Below are 22,061 nucleotides of genomic sequence, written 5' to 3'. Positions count from 1 at the left end.
CGTACCGGCAGCTCAGGCCCGCCACGTGCCTGGATGCTCATCGCCCTGCCCCCGCCAGGGACGTGCCGGGGTGCAGAGCCGCGTACTCCAGCGGAGCCGACGGGTCGATCGACAGGTCCAGCGGCGCGGGCCGTGCCCCGGCCCGTACGAGGAGGTCGCCGACGGCGGCGATCATCGCGCCGTTGTCCGTGCACAGCCGCAGCGGCGGCACGCGCAGCTCGATCCCGGCCGCCCGGCAGCGCTCCTCCGCGAGCGCGCGCACACGCGAGTTGGCGGCGACCCCGCCCACCACGACCAGCGTGCCGACGCCGTACTCGGCACACGCCGCGACCGCCTTGCAGGTCAGGACGTCGGCGACGGCCTCCTGGAGCGAGGCCGCGCCGTCGGCCACCGGAAGCTCACGGCCCGCGTGGCTCTCCGCCCAGCGCGCCGCCGCCGTCTTGAGCCCGGAGAAGGAGAAGTCGTACGAGCCGGGCAGCGGGCGCGGGAAGGCCACGGCACGGGGATCGCCGGTGCGGGCCACCCGGTCGACGGCCGGACCACCGGGGTACGGCAGCCCGAAGACGCGGGCGACCTTGTCGAAGCACTCGCCCGCCGCGTCGTCCAGGGTGTCTCCCAGATGCAGGATCGGGTCGCGCGCCAGGTCGCGTACGAGCAGGAGCGAGGTGTGGCCGCCCGAGACGATCAGCACCATGCAGGGGTTCGGCAACGGACCGTGCTCCAGGGTGTCGGCGGCCACGTGCCCGGCGAGATGGTGCACCCCGTGGAGGGGAACCCCGAGCGCGTACGCGATGCCCTTCGCCCCGGCCACGCCCACCTGAAGGGCGCCGGACAGCCCCGGACCGGTGGTGACCGCGACCGCGCCGAGGTCGCCCGGCTCCAGCCCGGCCTCGTCCAGCGCCTGCCGGACGACCGCCCGCAGTGAGTGGAGGTGCGCGCGGGAGGCGATCTCCGGGACCACGCCTCCATAACGGGCGTGCTCGTCCATGCTCGACGCCACCGCGTGACCCAGCAGCCGCCCCTCACGGACGAGACCGGCACCGGTCTCGTCGCACGACGACTCGATCCCGAGCACGATCGGAGAACCCACGTCCGGTCCTTTCTGCACTATATGAGTTATTGCAAGTAGTGTGCAATAAGTCTGGGCCGGGTGTGAACCCGAATCTCGGTGAGCGCCGGTTCATGCGGGAGCAGGCGGCCCGGCCGTCAGCCCCCGCACCTCGCGCAGATCCCGTAGACCAGGAGAGATCCCGAGGAGTCGGGCAGCAGTCCGCTGCGCTCCGCCGCTTCTGTCAGGTGGGGGATGACCAGGCCGTCGACGTGGCCGCACCGCCGGCACACGCTGTGGTGGTGTGGTTCCCCGCTGATGTCGTAGCGCGTCGGCCCGGGGCCGTGCACCGCGTGCGCCAGGCCGACGGCTGTCAGCCCCTCCAGGTTCCGATAGGCCGTCGTGGGGTGGATCGACGTTCCGGAACTGCCCAGCTCTTCGCAGACCTTCGAGGGCGTGACGTGGCGGCCCGAATCGAGGGGCAGGGTCAGTACCCGCATACGGCCGGAGGTGCAGCGCAGTTCGCTGCGGTGCGGCAGGCGGCGGGGTTCCGGATCGGCCGCTGCGTCGTCGTGCCGTGACTGCGAGACATTGCTCACCGTGCTGCCTTTCCGGGGACCGTCGTGGGTGATGGCGACAGGGCCTCAGGTCCTAGGACTAACGCCGTATCGGACGGGCGGCGTACGTCAAGGGCGCGAACGACACCCTGGAGCAGTTGGCGGAGGCGCGGGACAAGGAGTCCTGGGGCTCGATCAACGGCCTGGAGAAGAACCTGGCCTTCCACCTGTCGGGCCACATCCTGCACTCGATCCACTGGCACAACATGACGGGCGAGGGCGGCGGCGAGCCGCTCGCGCAGGACGGTGTCGGCGACCTCGCGGACGCGATCACCGAGTCCTTCGGCTCGTTCCAGAACTTCAAGACCCAGCTCTCGAAGGCGTCCGCGACGACGCAGGGCTCGGGCTGGGGCGTACTGGCCTACGAGCCGCTCAGCGGCCGCCTGATCGTCGAGCAGATCTACGACCACCAGGGCAACGTCGGCCAGGGCTCGACCCCGATCCTGGTCTTCGAGGCCTGGGAGCACGCCTTCTACCTCCAGTACAAGAACCAGAAGGTCGACTTCATCGAGGCCATGTGGCAGGTCGTCAACTGGCAGGACGTGTCCACCCGGTACAACGCGGCCAAAGAGCGCGGCGACGCCATGCTGCTGCCGCAGCACTGACGGCACGGCACACACAAGCGTCCTGCTCGTGATCGTCTTCTCACCCGACACCGGCAGGCGAAGCGGAAAGGGCTGCGCAGGGACATCGATCCCATGCGCAGCCCTTCCTACTTGGAGACTGGCTGTCCGAGGGGGGAGTCCTCGGAAGGGCAGTCGGTTTTTGGTATGGCAACGCACCTGGCAGTGAACGAGTCCGACCAGTCCCTATGGGGGTTGACGGGACTGCGCGGCCGTCAGACAGAGGTCAGGTCCGTGCCGCAGAGTTCGCCGAGGGAGCGGGCCGTGGCGGTGAGGGGCATGCGCAGGGCGTCGAGCTGCTGACGCATCTCGGCGGCATGCGGCCACAGGCGTTCGTGTTCGGTGGGGCTCGTGTGCGGCGGGCGGTTTGCTTCGTGGTCTTGGAGGAGGGGGTGCCATGTGGACAGGAACGGGCGGAGGTGGGTGTTGAGGAGGGTGGCGGTGATGCGGGGGAGGGCGCTTGTTGTGGGTTCGCTTGCGACCCGGTGGAGTACGTCGCGGGCCGTGGCGAAGAGCGAGTGCAGGGAGGTCAGTGCCTCGCGGAGGGAGCCCTGGTCGGGGGCCAGTGGCTGGACGCCCACTCTGGTGATGAGCTCGATCTGCAGGTCGAAGGCGGCGGCGCGTTCAGCGGCACCCGGGGTCGTGGAGACTGTGATGGCGGTGGGCTGTGGGGCGGACGCTGCGGCGGTGGTTCCTGTGGGGAGGGCAAGGGCGTGCAGGAGAGCGCGCCGAAGGTCCTCCTGGCGAGCGCTCCCGGCTCCTCCGCGTCTGACGGCACGGGCCAGCAGTGGATGCACCGTCCAGGAATTCCCCGTGTGTCGGGAGGGTATGAGGGTGCCGGTGCCGAGGAGCGTCTCGACGGCATCCATGGCCAGGTGCTGTGCCTCCCAGGGATCGTAGAGGGCGAGGGAGGCCAGGGCGGTTTCCAGTTCGTCGCGGGTGAGCGGCGCGGGGCAGGCCAGCGCGAACAGGCGCAGCACATCGGACACGGGCTCGGCCTCGGAGAGGCTTTGAGGCAGCAGCTGGGCGCTGAACGATGTCTGTTCGGGCGCTCGGCCCCTGTGGTCCAGTACGTCGATGACGGGGGAGTGGAACCGGTCGCGCAGGTGAGGGAAGTCGCTCGCCGCCGCGAGGTCGGCCAGCAGGCCAAGGGCGTACGGGTGGCCGCCCACGTCGTGGACGAGGGCGAGCGCGGCGGCACGCTCCTGGTCGGTGGCCGGCTCGCGACGCGAGGTGAGCAGGCGCAGGCCGTCGGCGTCGGGCAGTGGAGGGACGTCCACCGCTTCCGCGAAGGCCGAGTAGCGCAGTGAGCGGGTGGTGATCAGAGTGGAGGCCAGCAGATGCGGGCCGCGCAGCAGGTGCAGCTCCTCCTCGGTCAGTCCGTCGGGGACACCGTCGACCACCCATAGACAAGGCGCGTCCCGTTCGCCGAGGGCGACGGCGAGGCGGCTCAAAAGGCGGGGCAGCGGGCCGTCCGGATCGATCCCCAGGGCAACGGCAGCGGTCGCGACCTGGGCGGCGTAGCGGGTGAGCGGGTCCTCGCTCTCCGTCTTCTGGCGCGTGTGGAGGTCGTACCAGAAGACACCCCCGGGAAACGCCGGGCCGAAATGCAAGGCGTACTCCTGGGCGAGCAGCGACTTGCCGATACCGGGCATACCGCGTACCTGGGCGGTGCGGCCGGTTCCGTTCTGCGAGACGAGGGGTGCGCGGTGTCGGTGCAGAGCGGTGTGGATGTGCCACTGCTCGGCGAGTCGGCCGCCGAAGTGGGCGGAACCGGTCCGTGCGGGAGCGGGGAGCCAGCGAACGGGTGCGGCGCCGGTGCACTCGCCCATGGCGCGCTCCAGGCGACCTGCGTGTGCGGCGACGCTGTCGGCGAGCCGCGCGGCGGCCTCTGGCGTACGGGGCCAGGGCCAGTAACGAGCGTCGCGAAGCTCCACGGGCTGGATGTGGTCGGTGGTCGGCTCAGGGTTGATCACAAGAACCCGGTGCCGCGGGTCACCCTCGCGCTGGCCGGCGATATAGGCGTAGGTCAGCTCCCACTGACAGGCACGACGGCGGGGGTAGTCTCGCGAGTAGAGGGCGAGCAGTACTCGCGACCGAGCGAGCGCCAGGGCGATGGTGTTGGTGATCGACGCGAATTCGCCCACCGCCGTGTTGTCGACGAAGACGCGCAGTCCCCGCTCACGCAGGGAGGCCACGATGGGCTCGGCCGTGTCGGTGTCGGACCGGCTGTAGCTGACGAAGACGTCCCACTGGGCGTGCGGTGCGTCCGGGGCGGAACTCATGAGGTACCTCGGCGGGAGCGATCAAGCGTCTGATGGTCCCAGGATCGCGTCAACCCCAAAAACAGCGGGGGGGGGGGCGTTGCTGAGCAGGGTCGCGACGCTATGGCCAGAGCGGCAGGCCGCGATGTCTGCGGACAGGTGCGGCGGATGGTGCACAGCCGGTCGGGGAAGTTCCTCACACCTCCATCATGCGTCACGCCGGTGTTGGTGGTTCCGCAGGGCTTTCGCGGGAGTCCTCGCCGCTCCGGGGCGGGACTGTGTCGGTACGGTGGGCGGAGTGCCAGGCAGAGCGGCGCAGGTGGCGCTCGGGGTCACGGAGCCCGGCGATCGAACCGAGCCCGATGACGTAGGGCCGCAGCCGCTGCTGCAGCGCGCGCAGGGCCTGCCGGAACGAGGCGTTGTCCACCCACTCCGTCTCGGGACGCCCAGGGTGGGACTGCTCGAACTCCAGCAGACGGGGATGCCAGTGCGCCAGGAACGGCCCGAGCTCGAAGTTGAGGATGTCCAGGACGAGTTCGTGAACGGAGTCGCCCTCGGCTGGGGGCGGCGGGGCGGCACCCGACTCCAGGGGTTCGCGATACAGGTCGAACAGCGACTTGAGAGAGGTGAGCGCCTCACGCAGATTTCCGCTGTCGTCGTCCAGAGGGCGCGTGGCCACCCGGGTCGCGGCCTGGAAGAACATGCGCAGGGCGGCTTGCCGCATGTCGGTATTCGCCTTGAACGTCATCTCGCTGCCGGGCAGGACGAGTCGCACCTCGGTCAGCTGCACAGACCTGCGGTACAGATCGGCACCGAGAGCGATCGCCGCGCCGGCCACGCCGCCCACGACAACAGACAGCCACTGACCGCCGGTCTGGCTGATGGAGTAGGCGGCGACACCGACGACCGAACCGATGGCTCCCATCGCCAGTGCCCGCCCCGTCGTCCGCGCGATCACCTCGGCCGACCACCTTCGGCGTCCCGCCACGCTGCGCTCACTCCCTGACAGCTTGACAACAGTAACTCCCTCGAAAAACCTATCGGTTCAGGTGCCTTGGCGCATCCGGCCCGTCTCCGGCGAGAAGGAGTTCCGGCCGGAATCAGGAGGGCTGCGCGTCTTCGTGTGTGACCGGTCGAGAGTGGTGTGACCGGCGGGCCGCTTTCGATCAGGGCCTGGTCGCGATCACGGCCTCCGTGCGGATGGTCTCGTCGAACCGTCCGGAGGGGGCGAAGTCGAGCAGTGCCTTGCGCAGGTCTTCCTCGAAGGCGTCCTTCTTGTTGCCGAGTTGGGCGGGGCTCGAGTACGAGAGGCTGAAGACCCAGCCGATGACTTCGTCGACGGTGCGGGTGAGGGTGTGGTCCCACCGGTCGATTTCGATCCGGGAGAACGGGCTGCGGGCGAGGACGTCCTGGTGGCGGTCCTTGGGGTGGGAGTAGGTGCCCTTGCCTGCCCGGCGTTCGGGGCCGAGGTAGCGCGTACGTACCCGGTCGACCACCCCTCGCCACGGTGCGGGGGCGAGGTCGCCGGGGGCGCCGCCGGAGGCGAGGACGATCGCGCCGCCGGGCTCGATGATGTGGTCCAGGTCGCGGGGGACCTGTTCGCGGTCCATCCAGTGGTACGCGGCGCCCATGACGGTCAGCAGTACGGGTTCGATGGACATGGTCGGGAGGGTGGTGGAGTCGCCCTCGCGCCAGTCGATGTTGGTGATGCCGCGCTCGGCGGCCAGGCGGCGGCCCTCTTCGAGCATTCCCTTCTCGGGGTCGACCGCGACGACCTTGCCGAGGAGGGGCGCGAGTTCCAGGGCGAGGATGCCGGGTCCGGATCCGAGGTCGAGGGCGCGCTGGGTGCCGTCCAGGTGGAAGCGCTCGGTGAGGAGTTCGTAGAACTCCGGGGCGTAGCCGGGGCGGTGGCGGGCGTAGTACGGCGCGGTGGACGCGAACAGTTCTTCGGGCGTGTAGGGGGAGGAGGTCACGGTTCCAGTCTCTCGTGGTGGTGCGGTCGGGCGTCGGAGATCGGTCAGCGGGCCGGGGTGGTGTTCAGGTGCTGCCACCAGTCGGTCAGGGGGTGTCCGCCGGATCCTTCGCGGGCGACGGAGCCGTCGGGGTTGCGGTCCCGCGCACCGAGGAGCTGCCGTTCGACGGCCCCGAGGTCCTCGCGGTCCAGCAGAGCGGGGGAGGGGTCGTCGACGGCGTTGAGCCACCGGTAGCCGTACTGCATCATCACGGCCAGCCGGGTGTGGCCGGAGCGGTTGAGGCCGCCGGCGTGCCAGGTGCGGTTCTCGAAGAGGACTACGTCGTACCGGCCGATGTCCGGGGTGAGGGCGCCGGGTGGGTCGATGTCGCCCGGGGGCACGGTGACAGGCCCGGTGCGGGTGTGGCTGCCAGGCACGAACATGGTGAAGCCGGCATCCCGTCCGGGGTCGGTGAGGAAGTACGCGACCTTGATCGCGAGGCGGGGGGTGCCTTCGATGCCGAGGTCGGCCAGGGTGGAGGACATGTCGCGGTGCCAGCCGTGCCGGGCGGGCACGCGGATGGTGCGCTCCTCGTCCGGCAGGGACGGCATGGCGATCAGGTTGCTCGACATCAGGTGGATGTTGGGGCTGAGCAGCGCCACGACCGTGGGCAGGACGCCTGGGTTGGTGACGAGCGGGAGGAAGGCGTCGTCCAGGGCGACGACCCCGCGGAAGCCGTCCTTGCCGTCGTCTGAGCGGTCGCGGCACACCATCCGGTCACCGTTCAGGAGATGCGCGGCGGCGTCGGCGGCGTGGTCGCGGTCATCGGGGGTGAGAGCGTCCCGCAGGATGAGGAAGCCGTCGCGGTCGAACGCGGCCAGCTGCGCGGGATCGGGAACGGCCGGGGTGGTGGTCATCGTGGCTCCTTGAGTATCGAGGTCGCCTGGGCGGCGAGCTGGGCGGCAGACATGCCGCAGTGCTCCAGCAGGTCGGTCGGGGACAGAGGGCGGCCGGGGTCGCGGTAGCCGACCACGCGGAACCGGGCGGTTTCACCGCGGGCGGCGAGCAGCGCCCGTACAGCTGGGGCCTGCGTGACGGTGGCCAGCAGTGCGTCCCGGCCGGTCTCGGTGTAGCCCTGGAGCCAGGCGTGACAGATCTCCTCGTTGAGGATCTCGTTCGCCCATTGCGGTGTTCCACGGCCGTCGGTGGCCAGGTGCAGCCGGTTCGAGGCGGCCTCGTCCGGGCTGAACAGCCGAAAGCCACCCGCCGCCACGCGCTCGCGGATCACGGCGCTGATCAGCGGCCATTCAGCGAAGCCCCGGACCGTGAGCGGTGCGACCGGCGGCGCCGGATGGGACCGGGGCACCGGGTGGGGGAGTGCCTGTCGGACGAGCCCGCAGGGCCGGCCGTCCTCGGTGAACAGTTCCGACGGCTCGTACGACGCAAGCCATGCCTTGAGGGCCTCGAATTCCTCCCGGTCGTGCCGGGGGTCCTTCAGCGGGGTCTTGTGAACGGCAGGAGTTCCGGCGATCCGGTGCCCGGAGACCTGCTCGGGCCCGGTCGCCCCCTTGGGCATGGTCAGGACGAGCACCGGCTGCGGACCGGCGAGCCCGAGGGGGCGCAGTCGGGCGAGTGCCTGGGCGAGGACCCTTCGGAAGCCGCGCACATCGGAACCGTCGTGAAGGAACGGCTCGTACCCCAGGCCCGTGAAGTACGCGCGCACTTCGTCCTCGTTGAGACCGGCCAGCACCGAGGGGGCGCCCATCCGCAGGCCGTTGGCGAGCACGACGGGCAGCACCGCGCCGTGCAGGCCCGATCCGATCAGCGCGCGCCGGGCCATCCACGCGGCCGAAGCCGCGCCGGTCTCCAGCTCTCCGTCGCCGAGGAGCGCCACCACGAGCCGGTGTGGGGCATCGAGGACCATTCCTTGCGCGACGGCGAGCGCCGGACCGAGCTGACCACCGGTGTAGCGCACGCCGGGGATGAGCGGGGTGATCTCCCCGCCGTAGCTCCGCGTGTGCGGGAAGTCTGCGGCCAGCGCTTGCAGCTCCGCTGCCGACCAGCTCGGGCCGTTGCCGGTCAGGGCGACGGTTTTGGTGAGGTAGGCGTGGGCGAGTGCGGAAGGGCCGGCGTGCCCGGCACCGTGGACGGTCAGCACTTCGCTGCCGGGCGGTCGCCAGGCGGTGATCGGTCCGAGATGGGCGAGCATCCAGTTGACCGGAGGACACACACCCCAGTGTCCGCTCGGGCACTCCTTCACATCGTCCTTTCGGAGGGCGCGGACTGGCAGGACGTTGTCGCGCAGGTAGAGCTGTGCGGCACACAGGTAATTCAGTGCCCGCCAGGCGGAGTTGACGGCGTCGCCCGGCACGCGGTCCGTCGCGTGCCGGACGGCCTGGCTCCAGTCGGGGAAGCCCTCGGGCCCCGCGACTGCGAGGCCGGGAGGCAGTACGGTATCCGTCACTTCAGCGGCCCTTCCGAGCGGCGATCGCATCCACGGCAGCGGTGATCCGTCCAGTTCGGATCTCCGACGTTCCGGCCTCCGTGATCAGTTGGAGAATCTGTGCCTGCTCGTGGGCGGGCACCGCCGTCCAGTCCAGCCCGGCCCGCTCCAGCGTGGCCGCCAGGTCCAGGGGCACACTGCGGGGCGTGCGGTCCCGTACCGCCTGCACCGTCAGCGGCACTCTTGTCACACCGGTGGCGACGGCGGTGTACGGCACCGCGGCCTGGCCACGCAGCGCGTAGGCGACGACGGTCTTGGAAGTGCCGGTGGAGAAGGTGACGCGGAGCCGGGTACCGCGCTGGCCGACCGGCCCGCGGCAGGGCAGCAGCAGGAAGTCCCTGCCGCCGACCCGGGCCGGGCGGGCCATGACGCGCATGATCTCGGTGCCGACCGGCATCGGGAGGAGCGGTGAGGGGCCGGTTCCCGTCTCCTCAGGTTCTCGAGGCTGTGGCGGCCGGGTGACGGCGATGATGCCGCCGTCGCTGCCGACGGCGCGGCGTGCCGCCTTGTGCGTGAACAACGTCCGGTCAACCGTCGCCAGCAGCACGTTGGTGAAGCGGTGATTCCAGCCGCGATCCCGCTCGTGCGGCAGGTCGCTGGCGACGACGAACGCGAGGGCGAAGGAGACGGTCACCGGGAGCGCGGCACCGAGCCGGTCACGCAGCGTGCCGAGGGCCTGGTGGAACTGGTCGGCGTCTTCCACGACTGCCGCGAGGATGACCTCGTCCCCGCCGAACGTCGCCGCGCACCCGGAGTCGAAGGGCTGCTCGTGGAACCAGGCGCGAGTCGTAGCCCCCACGGTCGCCATGACCTCGTTACCGGCCAGGTGCCCGTAGGAGGCGGGGTTGGTGGAGTTCGTCCGCTCCACGTGGTCCTTCAGTCCGTCGACATCCCCGATCGCCAGAGCGACCAGGCGCCCGCTGTCAAGGGCTGCGGCCAGGCAACGCGGGATGTGGCTGTGGAAGTCGGGGAACGCGACCAGACCGGTGACAGCGTCCTCGCGGCTGCCCTCGCACCAGGTGCGCAGCGGAAGCTGGCTCGCATCGAACAGCGGCACGGACGGCGTGAGCGGGGTGTGGACGGAGGGCGTTGCCGAACGGGGTGTACGGGACGGCTCCATCAGTCGGCCACCTCCGGTGCGATCGTGCTCCTGCCCGAACGGGCGGGCAGGAGCGGGGGAAGGGAATCGAGGGAGTGCAGGCGCAGCGTGCTCGCAGCGGGCACCAGCCCTTCGGGCGGGCGGTGCCGGTCCAGCCACGCCGTCTGCCACCCGGCCGACGAGGCTCCCCGCACGTCGGCGTTCACCGAGTCACCGACGTGCAGCAGCTCTTCCGGCCGCAGCCCGCTGGCGCGCTCGACGGCGGCGAACGCTTCACGCTCGGGCTTGATCGCGCCGGTGCGCGCCGAGTAGAAGACGCCGTCCAGCAGCGTGCGGAAGACTTCCGGGTCATGCTCGGGCACCGATGAGCCGAGCGCGTTGGTCAGGGCGAACAGGGCGAAGCCCCGCTCCCGTAGCACAGCCAGCGTGTCCGGCACATCCGGGTAGAGCTGCGGGTCTTCGGCCCGGCACCGGGCCCGCTCCAACACCTCGGAGAGCGGACCGGACAACGCGCTGTGGCCGAAGTGGGCCGCGAGTTCGTGGGCCAGGTCCTGCGGGCTGACCGGGCGCCGTTTGGCGCCCTTGCCCATCAGGGCGCGCGCGTCCTCCAAGGAGACGCCCAGCACTTCCGCGACCTGGCCGGTCGTCGCCACCAGCTCGGGCCGCACCAGCGTGCCGCCCAGGTCGAAGCAGACCGCCCGCACCCCGGGCCATGTCACTGAGCCGGTCATGACCCGACCGTCCACGCCGGAAGGGGCGACGTGGTGACCGGGGTCGGGGCGATCCCGATCCCGGGCCTGGACGGCAGCATCCCCGCCTCGATGGCGGCCGGATCGGTGAACACCTGCTGCCGCAGCGGCTCCAGCGTCAGGTGCCACTCCACCGCAGGGATCTTGTCCCGGCAGCACGCACCGGCCAGCGCGAGCGCCGCCCACAGCCGGTCGCCGTGCGGGAACGTCGGCATCCCCAGGTCGGCGGCGACCTCGACGGTGTGCAGGGAACGGGCCAGACCGCCCGACCACCCCGGGTCGGTCTGCCACACGTCCACCGCACCGCTGGCCAGGAGCCGAGTCTGCTCGTGCTCATCGACCGCATGCTCGCCGGCCGCCATAGGCACCCCGGCCCCAGCCGCCCGCATCCGGGCCCAGGCGAAGCCGCCTGGCTCCAGCAGCTCCTCTGCGAAGGCGACGCGGAGGTCCGCGAGGACCGGCAGCAGAGCGAGTGCCTGGTCCAGCCGACAGCGTCTGAGCCCGTCGACCATGAACCGGCCCTCGCCCGCTGCCTCCCGTAAGGTCTCGAGCACCCGTGCGACGGCCCGCGGCCCCTGACGCAGCAACTCCGCAGTGAGCGGCCACTTCTGACCCCAGAACCCCTGCTCGGAGATCCACGCCGCCGCTTTCACCGCCTCAGGGTGGGCCGGGTCCAAACCGAGCGCGGACGCGTATACCGGCACGTGCGCCCGCACCCTGCCGCCCAGCAGCTCCGGCACTGTACGTCCCGAGATCCGGGAGGCAAGGTCCCAGCACGCCAGCTCGACGGCCGACACGGCCTGGCGCGCGTGCGCTCCCTGTTGGTGCCGGCTCGCTCGCGGCCGGTAGGCGAGCTTGCGTGGTGCCGCCGCGTCGTGCCCCACCACCCCGTCGGCGAGGGTGTCCACGACGAGCCGCGCCACGGCCTCACCCACGGGAGCGTGCCAGCCCGACGCCCCGTCGCCGACCACCTCGACCGCGAACCTGGTCCGGTGCTCCGGCCACGACGGCCCCGCCGGGGGCACCGCGACCGCGGCGATCGGATCAGGCAGCGAGTCAGGCAGCCCGGCGGTCTGTCCCGCCACCGGCCACACGCGCACCGCCCGCACGACCGAGCCGGTGCAGTTGATTGACCCGGCCATCAGATCCGTGCCCCGGTCAGCGGCTCCTGGCCGAAGGTGTAGGCCCACGGGGAGCGGTAGTTCTGCCACCACTGCGGGCGCAGGCCGGTGTCCAAGAACAGCTCCTCGACCGTGCGGCGCATCGAGAGGTTCCAGTCGATCGTGTCCGAGCCGGGCGTGCGGTAGACGTCCATGTACGGGTTGTGCGCCTGATACGTCTGGAAACGCGGGAACGTCGTGGTCACGGGTACCAGCCGCTTCAGGTTCTCCAGCGCCTCCTCGATCGGGTCCAGGCCGACGATGTAGGTGAAGTCCGTGGTGATGCCCCGCTCCTTCGCCGCCCCCAGCGTCTCGACCATCTGGTCGACGCTCAGCGCGGCCTTGGACTGCTTCAGGATCTTGGCCCTGTTGGTGAAGCACTCCACCGTCAGCGTCAGATGGAACGGTCCGACATCGGCGGCCCGGTCCAAGCCCTCGGCGGTGATGAGGACCGACGACAGGAAGTGCAGCGTGCCCTCGCAGTCAGTGCTCCGCATGGCGGCGCGCACGCCCTCCAGGTGCTCCAGCGCCAGATGCTCGTAGAGGAAGCAGCCCGTGCACACCGTCACGGTCTCCACCCCTGACAGATCCGCCATCCCCGAGTTCGCCGCGAGCGTGGCGAAGTAGCCGGGCATGTCGAGTTCGGGGATCGCCGGGTCCGAGGCCCCCTCCAGCGTGTTCGGGCAGAACGTGCAGCCGGTGCACTGGGAGCGCTGGTTCGAGTTCAACGTGAGCATCTTCGTGCCGTTGCGCCAGTAGCCCAGCACGGCGTCATCGTCCTCGATGCCGCTGATCGAGCCGACCCGCTCACCGTGCAGTCGCAGCTCGTGCTCGTCGACCTCGAAGGGCGAGTCCTCGCGCCCCAGGGAGAGGATCAGGTACGACGGGTCGGCCGGCCGGGAGTCGAGCGCCAGCTGGAACCTCATGCGCGGCTTGTCCAACGGCGAGCGCGCTCCACAGCTGTTCAGCGCGATCAGCAGGACGTCCTCGCGGTTGATCTTCCACTCGCGGGCCACCTCTTCCAGGTGGCGGACGGACTTGAGCATTGCGTTCTCCCAGGGGTGGGTCTGCTACGGGTGGCCAGGTGGTACCCCTGGCGCCGAGGCCGATGTAGGGATGGTCGCTCGGCGGCAGGGGGAGTGCCCGCGCGTGGCAGTGGCCCCCGCGCGGAGATCAGAGGTGGTGTTCAGCACCGCAACCGGGATGTCTCAAGCAACGGTGTCGGCCGTCGAACGAGGGACGAACTCGTCGTTCAAGATCCGGTTGAAGCTGCGATCAAACCGGTCGCGGGCCTCGTCGTCGCGGAGCGCCCTGCACTCGTACCAGTAGTCGCGGCCGATCGAACGGGACATCAACCAGCGGGCCTGAACGCGCAGCGTGGCCGCGTCCAGGAGGCCCACCTTGTAGCGTGTGGCGAGGGCGCAGACGAGCTGGTTGGCGCTCAGGATTCGGGCGTACTGGCCGAGGCCCATAGCGTCATCGCCTTCGGGGGCCCAGAGCTTCAGCAATTCGGGGTCGCTCTCCAGGTGGCGTCGCCACTCCTGGTCCATCTGGGTCATCGCCAGGATGTTCCGCTGCCGCTGGTGTCTCTCCGCCTGCGCGATGCGGAGAACGCCGACTCCGGCGATGGTCAGACCGGCCAGCAGGACGGACATCATGCCATTCATTGTGAAATTCCCTTTCTTTCAGGTTCGTTGATGGGCGTCTGAGATGGGAAAGATGCAATCCCCGGTAGCGCCTCGGTCCGGACCCACCGCCTGGCGGATGCACTCCCTGCGCCTCGCCAATGCGGTTGCGGCTTGCTGGAGTTCGAGAACCGCGACGGCTAGGCACGCGGTGCGCCACACGCGCTCTTGTGAGTCATCTGGTAGCTCCGCGAGGGCGGTGATGGCGGTGCGCCGCAGCAGCGTGTCCGTGTCCTGGCACGCGGGCCGCGTCTCCAAGAGTGTGAAGAGGTGCGAGGCCGCAGCGACCAGCGTGCGGAAGGTGTCCTCCAGCTGGTCGGCGGGAGGGGTGCTCCGGCACCTCCACCAGTTCCTCGCGCGCTGGCAGGTGATTCGGATGTTCGAGGAACTGAGGTCCTGGTCCTCAGTCACGAGGCCGCGCAACTTCTGCGCCAGATCCGCGATCTCCGGGGGCGGCGCGATGTCGGTGGGCGGCGGCCAGGGCTTCCTCAGCAGGCGCATCCCGGGGCGGTAGTTCAGGATCTTCTCGGCGGCCAGGATGCGCATCGCCGCTGTGACGTCCGAAGACTGCGCGAGCAGAGCGTGCGCCAGCTGCTGGCCCGTAGGAAGGTTGGAATACGGGGGATATACGCCCTCCGCTATGAGCACGCGAAGCCAACCCGCGATCCGGGTCGGCCGGTCGGGTTTTTTGGCTTCTCCCGCGACACGCGGCCGACCGGACCATGGGTGGAAGATGACGAGTCCCTCAGCTTCAAGGTCGCGGAGAGCAAGGCGTGCACGCTCGACCGATGCCTGCATGCATCCGGCCTCGGTGGCGATACGACCGACATTCAGCCATGACCCCGGGGGGTACTCACCATCCTTGATCGACTTCCGCACGCGGTCGGCGATGGCGACGACCTGCGGGCCGGGCCGCTCCGCCTCCAGCAGACAGTGCAGCAGGACACGCGCGCCGCTGAGGAAGGCCACGAAGTCCGATTCGGCTTCCACCCCCTCGGCTTCTGGCTTCTCGGGAGGCACCACGCCCTGGATCGTCTGGCGCCAGCGCGCCTGATCCGACGGCGATTCGGCGGCCTCGCGCAGACGGGTCTCGGCGTGCGGCAGCCACAAGTCCACCAGGTCCTGGGCCTGTTGCCGTTCAGCGGTCGCGCCAGCAAGATCACTGGACTTGTCTCCCAGTTTGGCGAGTTGGGAGAGACCGCGGCGGAGGTCCTTGTAGGTCGCGTCGAACTCGAATGTCATGACGCCTCCGACGCGATGGGGGGCCTACTGGAGCTGGTGCTGGCCGGACTCCCGCACGGGGTGGCGAGCGGGAGTACCCGAACCGGGTGCGCGCTCCATAGCCAACTGCCCATTTGAACCTTCACGGCGAACTCGTACGGTCGTCCCCCCTGAAGGCTGATGACTCCGGCATCCATGGCCCGGTGATCTCCGAGCCACCCCCACGTCCGGTGGAACACGCGACGGTCAAAGGAGAGGAAGACGCCCCGGACGGACTCGCGGACCCAGTGGACTGCGTCCTCCGACGTCTCCACGATCTGGTTGTCGGGCAGCGTTTCCACGGACGTGTCGATGTGGCACCAGAACCGACGTGGCAGGTTCACTAGCGGTCCTCCTCATCGCTCAGCAGGTCGAGGAGGTCGGAGGCCGCCATCGCCAATCGGCGCAGATGCGCGAGATCGTCCTTGAACTCGCCCACGGGGCACGGCTGTGCGCTGCGCACGTCGTTCGCGCGCCGGACGGCCAGGTCGCCCAGGCTCGGCGGCGGTTCCAGACGGCTCTTCGCGATGTTGACGAGTTGACCCAGCGTTTGGTCCAGGCGGGTTACGGCGCACCCCAACTCGTACACCGCTGCCTTGTCGGGCGGCGGCAGCATCTCGCCAGCCGCGCGGACACGGCGGCGAAACAGGCTCTTACGACGTACACGCTGGCGCCTGGCACCAGCCACGCTCATCGGGCCGGCGGTAGCACCGAGGACCGCGTCGAGATCATTCTCCAGGTCCTCGTCATGAAGGAACGAGGCACGTAGCGAAGCGAGCAACTGAGCCGCCCCGCAAGCGAATTCCTCGTCAGGCAACCGGACCGGCGTTGAGTTCATGCCGCGCTGCCCTTCCGAGAGCGGCGGAATTCGCACCACGTTTCCTGCCCCTCGCTGCCCCAAGCGTCGGCCAGCTCTTGAACAAGGAGGAGCCCGCGGCCAGAGGTGTCATCAAGTCGGGCCTGCCTCAGTACCGCCGGAGCCGGGTTCTTGCCGATCACCGAGACCCGGACGATGTCGTCGTTGACATTGATCACTAACTTGACGACGCCGCGACCATGCTCAATCGCGTTGGTCACGAGTTCCGACACCGACAGGACCACGTTGCCGATCAGCAAGCGCGGCAACCCCGCCCGCCGCAAGACGGCCGCCGTAGACAGCCGCATGTCCGCGACCATGGACAGATGAGGCCGGAACACCGCTTGAAAAACGTGCTCTTCCAGCGGCACGTCCGCCTCTGCGCGTCGAGCGGCGGGACGGGGGCACACGGGCTCTGTGCGCTCCAGCTCCAGGGTGGCGGTGCTCTGGCTCATGGTGGTGGCCTCGGCTTCGTGGGGACGACAAACCGGACCTCACCGTCTCCGGGACTCGCGACCCGGAGCCGGTGAGGGGAGACCAAGGTTTCCCCTGAGGAGCCGGTCCCGCCATGTCACGCGAGGTATCACCTGAGCCACGCCAGGTGACGCAGGTATCACCGACATGTCATCTGGACCCCACTTGCCCCCAAGATCTCAACCCCTGGCCGAAGTTCGGCGATAGTGGGATGGCAGGGCTTATCCAGGCCGAACGGGCCTCCTTCGTTACCTCCAGCTGGAAGGAAGTCGTGGAGATGAGAGCGCGGGCGCGGACGCTGCTCCAACTGCTGGTCTGGGAACGCGGCTGGACGTACGACAGGTTCAAACGGGAGTACGAGAAGGCGGCACGGGAGCTAGCTGCCGCGGCCGGCGAACCTCCTTCAACGGCGACGGTGGAGGAACAGACATTCCGCCGGTGGACGGCAGGGCGCGTGAAGGGGTTACCCAACCATCCGGCACCGGCCGTCCTTGAGTACATGTTCGGCTATACCGTCCGCGATCTGCTCAGCCCGCCGAACGACCTGCCGCCGGACGTCGCGGGGAAGTACGCACCTACGATCAATGAGAGTGATCTAGCAATGACTGCTCGGGACGCCGCCGCGCACGCTGGGGACGCCGCCTCCCTCAGCGTGCCGGACATGACCCTCGACCAGCTTGACGACGACGTCGTCGCCCTTGCTCGCCGGTACAACCGGACGTCGCCCGTAGAGGTCTACCGCAGGTCGAAAGAGCTGCTGGACATCGCGCAGTCGATGCTCGAACGAACGCAGGTGCCCCGTCAGCGGGCGCGGGGGTACCTGGCAGCCGGTCAGTCGGCTGCCATTCTGTCCGCCATCTCGTTTGACCTGGGGTCTCTTCCAGCGGCTGTCTCCCTGTCCCGTACCGCGGCGCTGTACGGTCAGGTGATCGAGCACGGTCCGCTCCAGGCGTACGCCCATGGTGCGCTCGCGTTCCTGGCCTTCTGGGGCGGTCGCCCGGCGGAGGCAGTCCGCCTCGTCCGGACAGCACAGCAGTTCGGTGGGCTCGGTGACACCGCCATGACGCGTCTGCTCGTGATCGAGGGGCGCGCCTACGGGCATCTGGGCAACCAGGTCGCCGCCGAGAGGGCGGTGCGGAGCGCGCTCGACCAGAACACCGGTACACGGGACGAGCTGCACGACGACATTGGTGGGGAGTTCGGCTTTCCGAGCGACCGCGTAGCCATGAGCAATGCCACGACCTACCTCTTGCTCGGTGATGCAGACGGCGCCGAGGAGGCTGCGGAGAGCGCCCTCCAACTCCTCGGCGTCAAGCCCGAAGACCAGCGTCCGCTACTCATCTCGACCCAGGCGCGCGTGGACCTTGCCCGAGCGCGGCTCCTTCGAGGTGAGCTGGATGGGGTTCAAGCCGCCCTTGAGCCCACCTTCTCCGTGCCGACCGAATGGCGTGGAGCTGGGACTCTTGAACGCATGGCCGCAATCCGGGGCGGTCTGAGCCGAGCTGAATTCCGGGGTGCCCCCGAAGCAGTTCAACTCGGTGAGCGCATCGAGGACTTCACCAGGGAAGCATCAGCGAACAGGCTCGGAGCCACGACTCCCCTGGCCGTCGAGGGCTGACCTTCAGAAGCCCAACTCGGCAAGGATCGCCGCCTCCTTCTCCGGAGAGATCCCATGCTCGGCCCAACGAGGATGCTCGACGGGCACTCCACCAGACTGCATCCACTCCCACGTATCGCGAACGGTCTCCGCAAGAGGCCGGCATCGGAGACCGGCCGCCTGCGCGCCCGAAGAATCGACGTTCCACACGCCCGCGTGGGTACGCCAGAGCGGCAGCTCGGTCCACTGCTGCACGCCGTGCGCCACGAGGAGATCGTCGGGTGCCCAGACAAGCTCGCCGGCACCCCCGGTCGCATCGACGCAGGCGCCGAGGAAGCCGCTCATGGTCTCGTGGTCCAACGGCGCGGTCACGTTGAACTCACCACCGCTTGACGAAGCAGCCTGGTCGAGCGCGAACGCTGCCACGTCGCGTACATCCACCGGTTGGATCGCCTTGTTCGGGACGCCCGGAGCAAGGATCGCTCCGCCCTTTGAAGCCCGCTGCAGCCACCAAGGAAGTCGGCCCACGTATTCTCCGGGCCCCAGGATTACGCCAGGCCGCAGGATCGAGACACGGGAAGCGCCGAACGCCTCCTTCGCCGCACGCTCGGCGCCAGCCTTCTGTCGACCGTAGTACCAGTCCGGTCCGTCCCAGTTAGCCGGAAGCCGACCATAGTTCACGTCGGCATCAGCGGGTGCGCCGAGCAGCTCCGAGGATTCCGTGAGCGGCTCGTTCGGCCATCCCCGATAGGCGTTCACGGTCGAGATATAGACGTACTTCCGCGCGACGGGTTCGAGCGCCCGTGCTCCCGCCAGCACGTCGCGCGGGGCAAGCTCGGAGGCCGAGGTGTCGACCACGGCATCCCAAGGCCCCTGCAGCGCCAAGCGCACCAGATCCTCGCGTACGGTGCGATCTCCGTGAATCTCGCGCGTTCCGTCCGGCGCGGAGCCGGACCTTCCCCTGTTGAAGGCGTCCACCGACCACCCTCGATCGAGTGCGGCCTGGGCAACCGCTCGCCCGAGAAACCAGGTTCCGCCAAGCACCAGAATCTTCATGCCGCTGATCCTGCCCGCCGCTTGCCCTCCGTGCCACCACCCCGGTGTGTCCCGCGCTGCCCGACAAGCTGGAGCGTGCTGACGTGTCGTCTCTACCGATAGTGGCGGGTAGGGGTCAACCAGGCTTGGACGAGTAGCTCGCCGTCGCCCTCCGGGTCGCCGTCGGGGTCGTCCAGGGCAGGAGCTTGCCGAACCTGTTCAAATCTGCCGCTCGATCCCACGCAGGTTCTCTTGGAGATCCATGGTCACTACGCCGTCGACGGTGACCTTCAGCGGGTCCGCGAGGAGCGGAACACCCCCGCGCCTGCGGGGAGGACCGCAAAGCCCGCATCGGCAACGACTGGGACACCGGAACACCCCCGCAGGTGCGGGAGTGTTCCGCTTCATGGAGAGTGAATCGAAGCTGTTGGCCTACCCGGAAGCTCGGGATGCCCTCCTTGGCGTGGTTGTCGTATATCCAAGAGGGAGGATTGCAGAGATAGCGGGCAAGCTCCTTGACGTCCCACACAGTTCGTCCGTCCATTTCTCATAGGTCAAGCTGGAGCAGGACGGTAGCTGCATGATTCGGCCACACCAAACGGAGGAAGCGTTCACAGCGCGTGATTGTCCTCGTCGGGAAGACCCCGGCCGGGGACTCGGTTGTTGTCGGCTGGGATCGTGAACTCTGCTGGCCGCCGGGTCAGCGCCGATCCAGCACGCGGGCACGAATGGTCCGGAAGGGACGGCACTGGAAGTCAGCACGAAGTCAGCATGAGGTCCCGTGGGGCCCGACAACTTGCATCGGCCCCATGGGGTCTGACCTGCTCATTTGATGTGCTGTGGTGGAACTGATAATGCCTGTCGAATCAGTTCGAGAGTATCTGGCTGCGGACGAAGTGGTGCAACGCCTCGGGGTAGGTCGCATCGCGGGCTGGTGGCGTGTGCTACTTGTACTTCCCGGCTGACCCGACACCGCGTCAGCGGCGGCCGCTCGCTGAGGTCGGGGTTCGCTGAGCGAGGGTTCGTCGAAGGCGGCCACCTTTCTCGGGGTGGTCGCCTTTTTCTGGCCATGGTCGGGCGGGCGGCGCGATTCCGGGCGCCGGTGCGGTTCGCGGCGGCGCGGGAAACCGAGGGCGGCCCCCCGAACCCGGTGTCACCCGAATGCGCTCCACCAGGGGCTGGATTTACTAGGACGTCCAACTATATAGTCGCGAGCAAGGCCCGCGGTGCAGGGAAGCCGGTGTGATTCCGGCACGGTCCCGCCACTGTGACCGGGGAGTACGCCGTCGAGCAGGACGCCACTGACGAGCTGGATGTCGGGAAGGCGGACGGCGCGCGCTGATCCGGAAGTCAGGATACCGGCCGCGGGATGTTCCGTGTGGTCCACGAGGATGGAGCTGACACGCATGGCACCGGTGTGCGTCCACGATCCCGGCCGACCTGCCTCAACAGCAGCGGTACGCCCAGGAGTCCGGCCCGTCTCCGCCGTCACGCCCTGACGGCCCCCACGCCATTCACGCATCCCGCGCGGCCCGCGCACCCGCACGCCACCGTGTCCGTGTGCGACCGGTCCGCGCGCCGTCCCCGGACCCCACCTGACGAGAGCAGGCACCCATGGTCCGCACCACCGCGCGCACCGAGACGCGCGAACTCACCCACTTCGTCGGCGGCAAGCACCTCCCCGGAACCTCGGGAACCTACGGCGACGTGTACCGCCCCGACACCGGCGAGATCCAGGCCCTCGTCCCCCTGGCGAGCCGGGCAGAGACCGAGGCCGCGATCACCGTGGCGGCCGAGGCCCAGCGTGAGTGGGCCGAGTGGAACCCGCAGCGCCGCGCCCGCGTCCTGCTGCGCTTCCTCGACCTCGCCGAACGCGAGAAGGACACGCTGGCCCGGCTGCTGTCCTCCGAGCACGGCAAGACGATCCCCGACGCCCACGGCGACCTCCAACGCGGCCTGGAAGTCGTGGAGTTCGCCGCGGGCATCCCACATCTGCTCAAGGGCGAGTTCACCGACAACGCGGGCACCGGCATCGACGTCCACTCGCTGCGCTCGCCCCTCGGGGTCATCGCGGGCATCACGCCGTTCAACTTCCCCGCGATGATCCCGCTGTGGCAGGCCGCACCCGCCCTGGCCTGCGGCAACGCCTTCGTCCTCAAGCCCTCCGAACGCGACCCGTCCGTACCGCTGCGGCTCGCGGAACTCTTCCTGGAGGCCGGTCTGCCGCCCGGCGTGTTCAACGTCGTCAACGGAGCCCGGGAAGCGGTCGACACCCTGCTGGAGGACCCGCGCGTCGCCGCCCTCGGCTTCGTCGGCTCCACCCCGATCGCCGCGCACATCTACGCCACCGCCGCCGCCCACGGCAAGCGCGCCCAGTGCTTCGGCGGCGCCAAGAACCACATGATCGTCATGCCGGACGCCGACCTGGACCAGGCCGTCGACGCCCTGATCGGCGCCGGGTACGGCTCGGCGGGCGAACGCTGCATGGCGATCTCGGTCGCCGTCCCCGTCGGTGAGGAGACCGCCGACGCCCTCGTGGCCCGGCTCAAGGAACGCATCGGTGCCCTGCGCATCGGCCGCAGCGACGACCCCGAGGCCGACTTCGGACCACTGGTCGGCCGCGACGCCGTGGACCGGGTCCGCTCCTACGTCGACCTCGGCGTCGAAGAGGGCGCCGAACTCGTCGTGGACGGACGGGACTTCGTCCTCCCCGGCCACGAGGAGGGCTTCTTCACCGGGGCCTGCCTCTTCGACCGGGTCACCCCCGCGATGCGCATCTACCAGGAGGAGATCTTCGGCCCCGTCGTCTGCGTCGTCCGCGCCGCCGACTACGAGGAGGCCCTGCGCCTGCCCACCGAGCACCCCTACGGCAACGGCGTGGCCGTCTTCACCCGCGACGGCGACACCGCCCGCGACTTCACCCGGCGGGTCGGCGTCGGCATGGTCGGCGTCAACGTGCCCATCCCGGTGCCGGTCGCCTATCACACGTTCGGCGGCTGGAAACGGTCCGGCTTCGGTGATCTCAACCAGCACGGCCTGGACGCCGTCCGCTTCTGCACCCGTACGAAGACCGTCACCTCCCGCTGGCCCTCCGGCCTGCGCGAGGGTGCGAGCTTCACCCTCCCCACGATGGGGTGAG

General features: G+C 69.4%; 18 protein-coding genes, 2 pseudogenes and 1 riboswitch. Of the genes and pseudogenes, 4 read left to right on the top strand and 16 right to left on the bottom strand.

Annotated features, from left to right (window positions below):
* Positions 1 to 37 precede the first annotated feature (37 nt).
* Positions 38 to 1,090, bottom strand: a complete 1,053-nt coding sequence (gene tsaD / locus B079_RS0112630; RefSeq protein WP_018546173.1) for a tRNA (adenosine(37)-N6)-threonylcarbamoyltransferase complex transferase subunit TsaD — start codon at positions 1,088 to 1,090, stop codon at positions 38 to 40.
* Between the two features lie 116 nt (positions 1,091 to 1,206).
* Positions 1,207 to 1,647 carry a Fur family transcriptional regulator gene (locus tag B079_RS0112625; RefSeq protein ID WP_018546172.1) on the bottom strand — a complete coding sequence of 147 codons (441 nt, stop codon included), beginning with the start codon at positions 1,645 to 1,647 and terminating at the stop codon, positions 1,207 to 1,209.
* A gap of 77 nt (positions 1,648 to 1,724) precedes the next feature.
* Here B079_RS0112625 and B079_RS0112620 point away from each other — a divergent pair.
* Positions 1,725 to 2,270: pseudogene (locus tag B079_RS0112620) on the top strand (superoxide dismutase); the annotation flags it as partial.
* Between the two features lie 233 nt (positions 2,271 to 2,503).
* On the opposite strand, the gene B079_RS0112615 reads toward B079_RS0112620, so the two are convergent.
* The 13 genes from B079_RS0112615 to B079_RS0112550 all read right to left on the bottom strand — a co-directional run bounded on the left by B079_RS0112615 (position 2,504) and on the right by B079_RS0112550 (position 16,271).
* A complete protein-coding gene (locus B079_RS0112615; RefSeq protein WP_018546170.1) occupies positions 2,504 to 4,573 on the bottom strand; it encodes a toll/interleukin-1 receptor domain-containing protein in 2,070 nt (689 codons plus the stop codon).
* Positions 4,574 to 4,766: 193 nt separating this feature from the next.
* A complete protein-coding gene (locus B079_RS33240) occupies positions 4,767 to 5,540 on the bottom strand; it encodes a hypothetical protein (RefSeq protein WP_158684975.1) in 774 nt (257 codons plus the stop codon).
* A gap of 178 nt (positions 5,541 to 5,718) precedes the next feature.
* A complete protein-coding gene (locus B079_RS0112605) occupies positions 5,719 to 6,525 on the bottom strand; it encodes a class I SAM-dependent methyltransferase (protein ID WP_018546168.1) in 807 nt (268 codons plus the stop codon).
* Positions 6,526 to 6,569: 44 nt separating this feature from the next.
* Positions 6,570 to 7,421 carry a phytanoyl-CoA dioxygenase family protein gene (locus tag B079_RS0112600; protein WP_018546167.1) on the bottom strand — a complete coding sequence of 284 codons (852 nt, stop codon included), beginning with the start codon at positions 7,419 to 7,421 and terminating at the stop codon, positions 6,570 to 6,572.
* Entirely contained in the window at positions 7,418 to 8,968 is a 1,551-nt protein-coding gene (locus B079_RS0112595; protein ID WP_018546166.1) for a hypothetical protein, read from the bottom strand. The genes B079_RS0112600 and B079_RS0112595 overlap by 4 nt, the downstream gene beginning before the upstream one ends.
* A 1-nt stretch (position 8,969) precedes the next feature.
* A complete protein-coding gene (locus B079_RS0112590; protein ID WP_018546165.1) occupies positions 8,970 to 10,127 on the bottom strand; it encodes a hypothetical protein in 1,158 nt (385 codons plus the stop codon).
* Positions 10,127 to 10,837: an HAD family hydrolase gene (locus tag B079_RS0112585; protein ID WP_026248631.1), complete on the bottom strand. Its 711-nt coding sequence runs from the start codon at positions 10,835 to 10,837 to the stop codon at positions 10,127 to 10,129. The genes B079_RS0112590 and B079_RS0112585 overlap by 1 nt, the downstream gene beginning before the upstream one ends.
* Positions 10,834 to 11,997, bottom strand: coding sequence for an enolase C-terminal domain-like protein (locus B079_RS0112580; protein ID WP_018546163.1), 1,164 nt, complete (start codon positions 11,995 to 11,997; stop codon positions 10,834 to 10,836). The genes B079_RS0112585 and B079_RS0112580 overlap by 4 nt, the downstream gene beginning before the upstream one ends.
* Positions 11,997 to 13,061 (bottom strand): radical SAM protein, encoded by a 1,065-nt coding sequence (locus tag B079_RS0112575; protein WP_018546162.1) that lies wholly within the window; start codon positions 13,059 to 13,061, stop codon positions 11,997 to 11,999. The genes B079_RS0112580 and B079_RS0112575 overlap by 1 nt, the downstream gene beginning before the upstream one ends.
* 162 nt (positions 13,062 to 13,223) lie before the next feature.
* Complete coding sequence (locus tag B079_RS0112570; protein ID WP_018546161.1) at positions 13,224 to 13,673, bottom strand: DUF6082 family protein; 450 nt, start codon at positions 13,671 to 13,673, stop codon at positions 13,224 to 13,226.
* 27 nt (positions 13,674 to 13,700) lie between these two features.
* Positions 13,701 to 14,942: a GntR family transcriptional regulator gene (locus tag B079_RS31860; protein ID WP_018546160.1), complete on the bottom strand. Its 1,242-nt coding sequence runs from the start codon at positions 14,940 to 14,942 to the stop codon at positions 13,701 to 13,703.
* Between the two features lie 361 nt (positions 14,943 to 15,303).
* Positions 15,304 to 15,837: a hypothetical protein gene (locus B079_RS0112555; protein WP_158684974.1), complete on the bottom strand. Its 534-nt coding sequence runs from the start codon at positions 15,835 to 15,837 to the stop codon at positions 15,304 to 15,306.
* Positions 15,795 to 16,271 carry an ATP-binding protein gene (locus tag B079_RS0112550; RefSeq protein WP_018546157.1) on the bottom strand — a complete coding sequence of 159 codons (477 nt, stop codon included), beginning with the start codon at positions 16,269 to 16,271 and terminating at the stop codon, positions 15,795 to 15,797. Before B079_RS0112550 ends, B079_RS0112555 begins: the two co-directional genes overlap by 43 nt.
* Positions 16,272 to 16,501: 230 nt before the next feature.
* On the opposite strand from B079_RS0112550, the gene B079_RS0112545 reads away from it, so the two are divergent.
* Positions 16,502 to 17,908 (top strand): tetratricopeptide repeat protein, encoded by a 1,407-nt coding sequence (locus B079_RS0112545; protein ID WP_018546156.1) that lies wholly within the window; start codon positions 16,502 to 16,504, stop codon positions 17,906 to 17,908.
* 3 nt (positions 17,909 to 17,911) lie between these two features.
* Here B079_RS0112545 and B079_RS0112540 read toward each other — a convergent pair whose 3' ends face one another.
* Positions 17,912 to 18,943 carry an NAD-dependent epimerase/dehydratase family protein gene (locus tag B079_RS0112540; protein WP_018546155.1) on the bottom strand — a complete coding sequence of 344 codons (1,032 nt, stop codon included), beginning with the start codon at positions 18,941 to 18,943 and terminating at the stop codon, positions 17,912 to 17,914.
* A gap of 846 nt (positions 18,944 to 19,789) precedes the next feature.
* Here B079_RS0112540 and B079_RS35820 point away from each other — a divergent pair.
* Positions 19,790 to 19,936, top strand: a pseudogene (locus tag B079_RS35820) (peptidase C39 family protein); the annotation flags it as partial.
* A 186-nt stretch (positions 19,937 to 20,122) separates the two neighbouring features.
* Positions 20,123 to 20,304, top strand: a riboswitch (cobalamin riboswitch).
* Between the two features lie 232 nt (positions 20,305 to 20,536).
* Positions 20,537 to 22,060 (top strand): CoA-acylating methylmalonate-semialdehyde dehydrogenase, encoded by a 1,524-nt coding sequence (locus B079_RS0112535; RefSeq protein WP_018546154.1) that lies wholly within the window; start codon positions 20,537 to 20,539, stop codon positions 22,058 to 22,060.
* The last annotated feature ends 1 nt before the right edge of the window (position 22,061 follow it).

The organism is Streptomyces sp. LaPpAH-108 (assembly GCF_000373625.1).
Taxonomy (GTDB): Bacteria; Actinomycetota; Actinomycetes; order Streptomycetales; family Streptomycetaceae; genus Streptomyces.
Note: the sequence above shows the minus strand (reverse complement) of the source record. Positions and strands in the feature narration are given on the sequence as shown.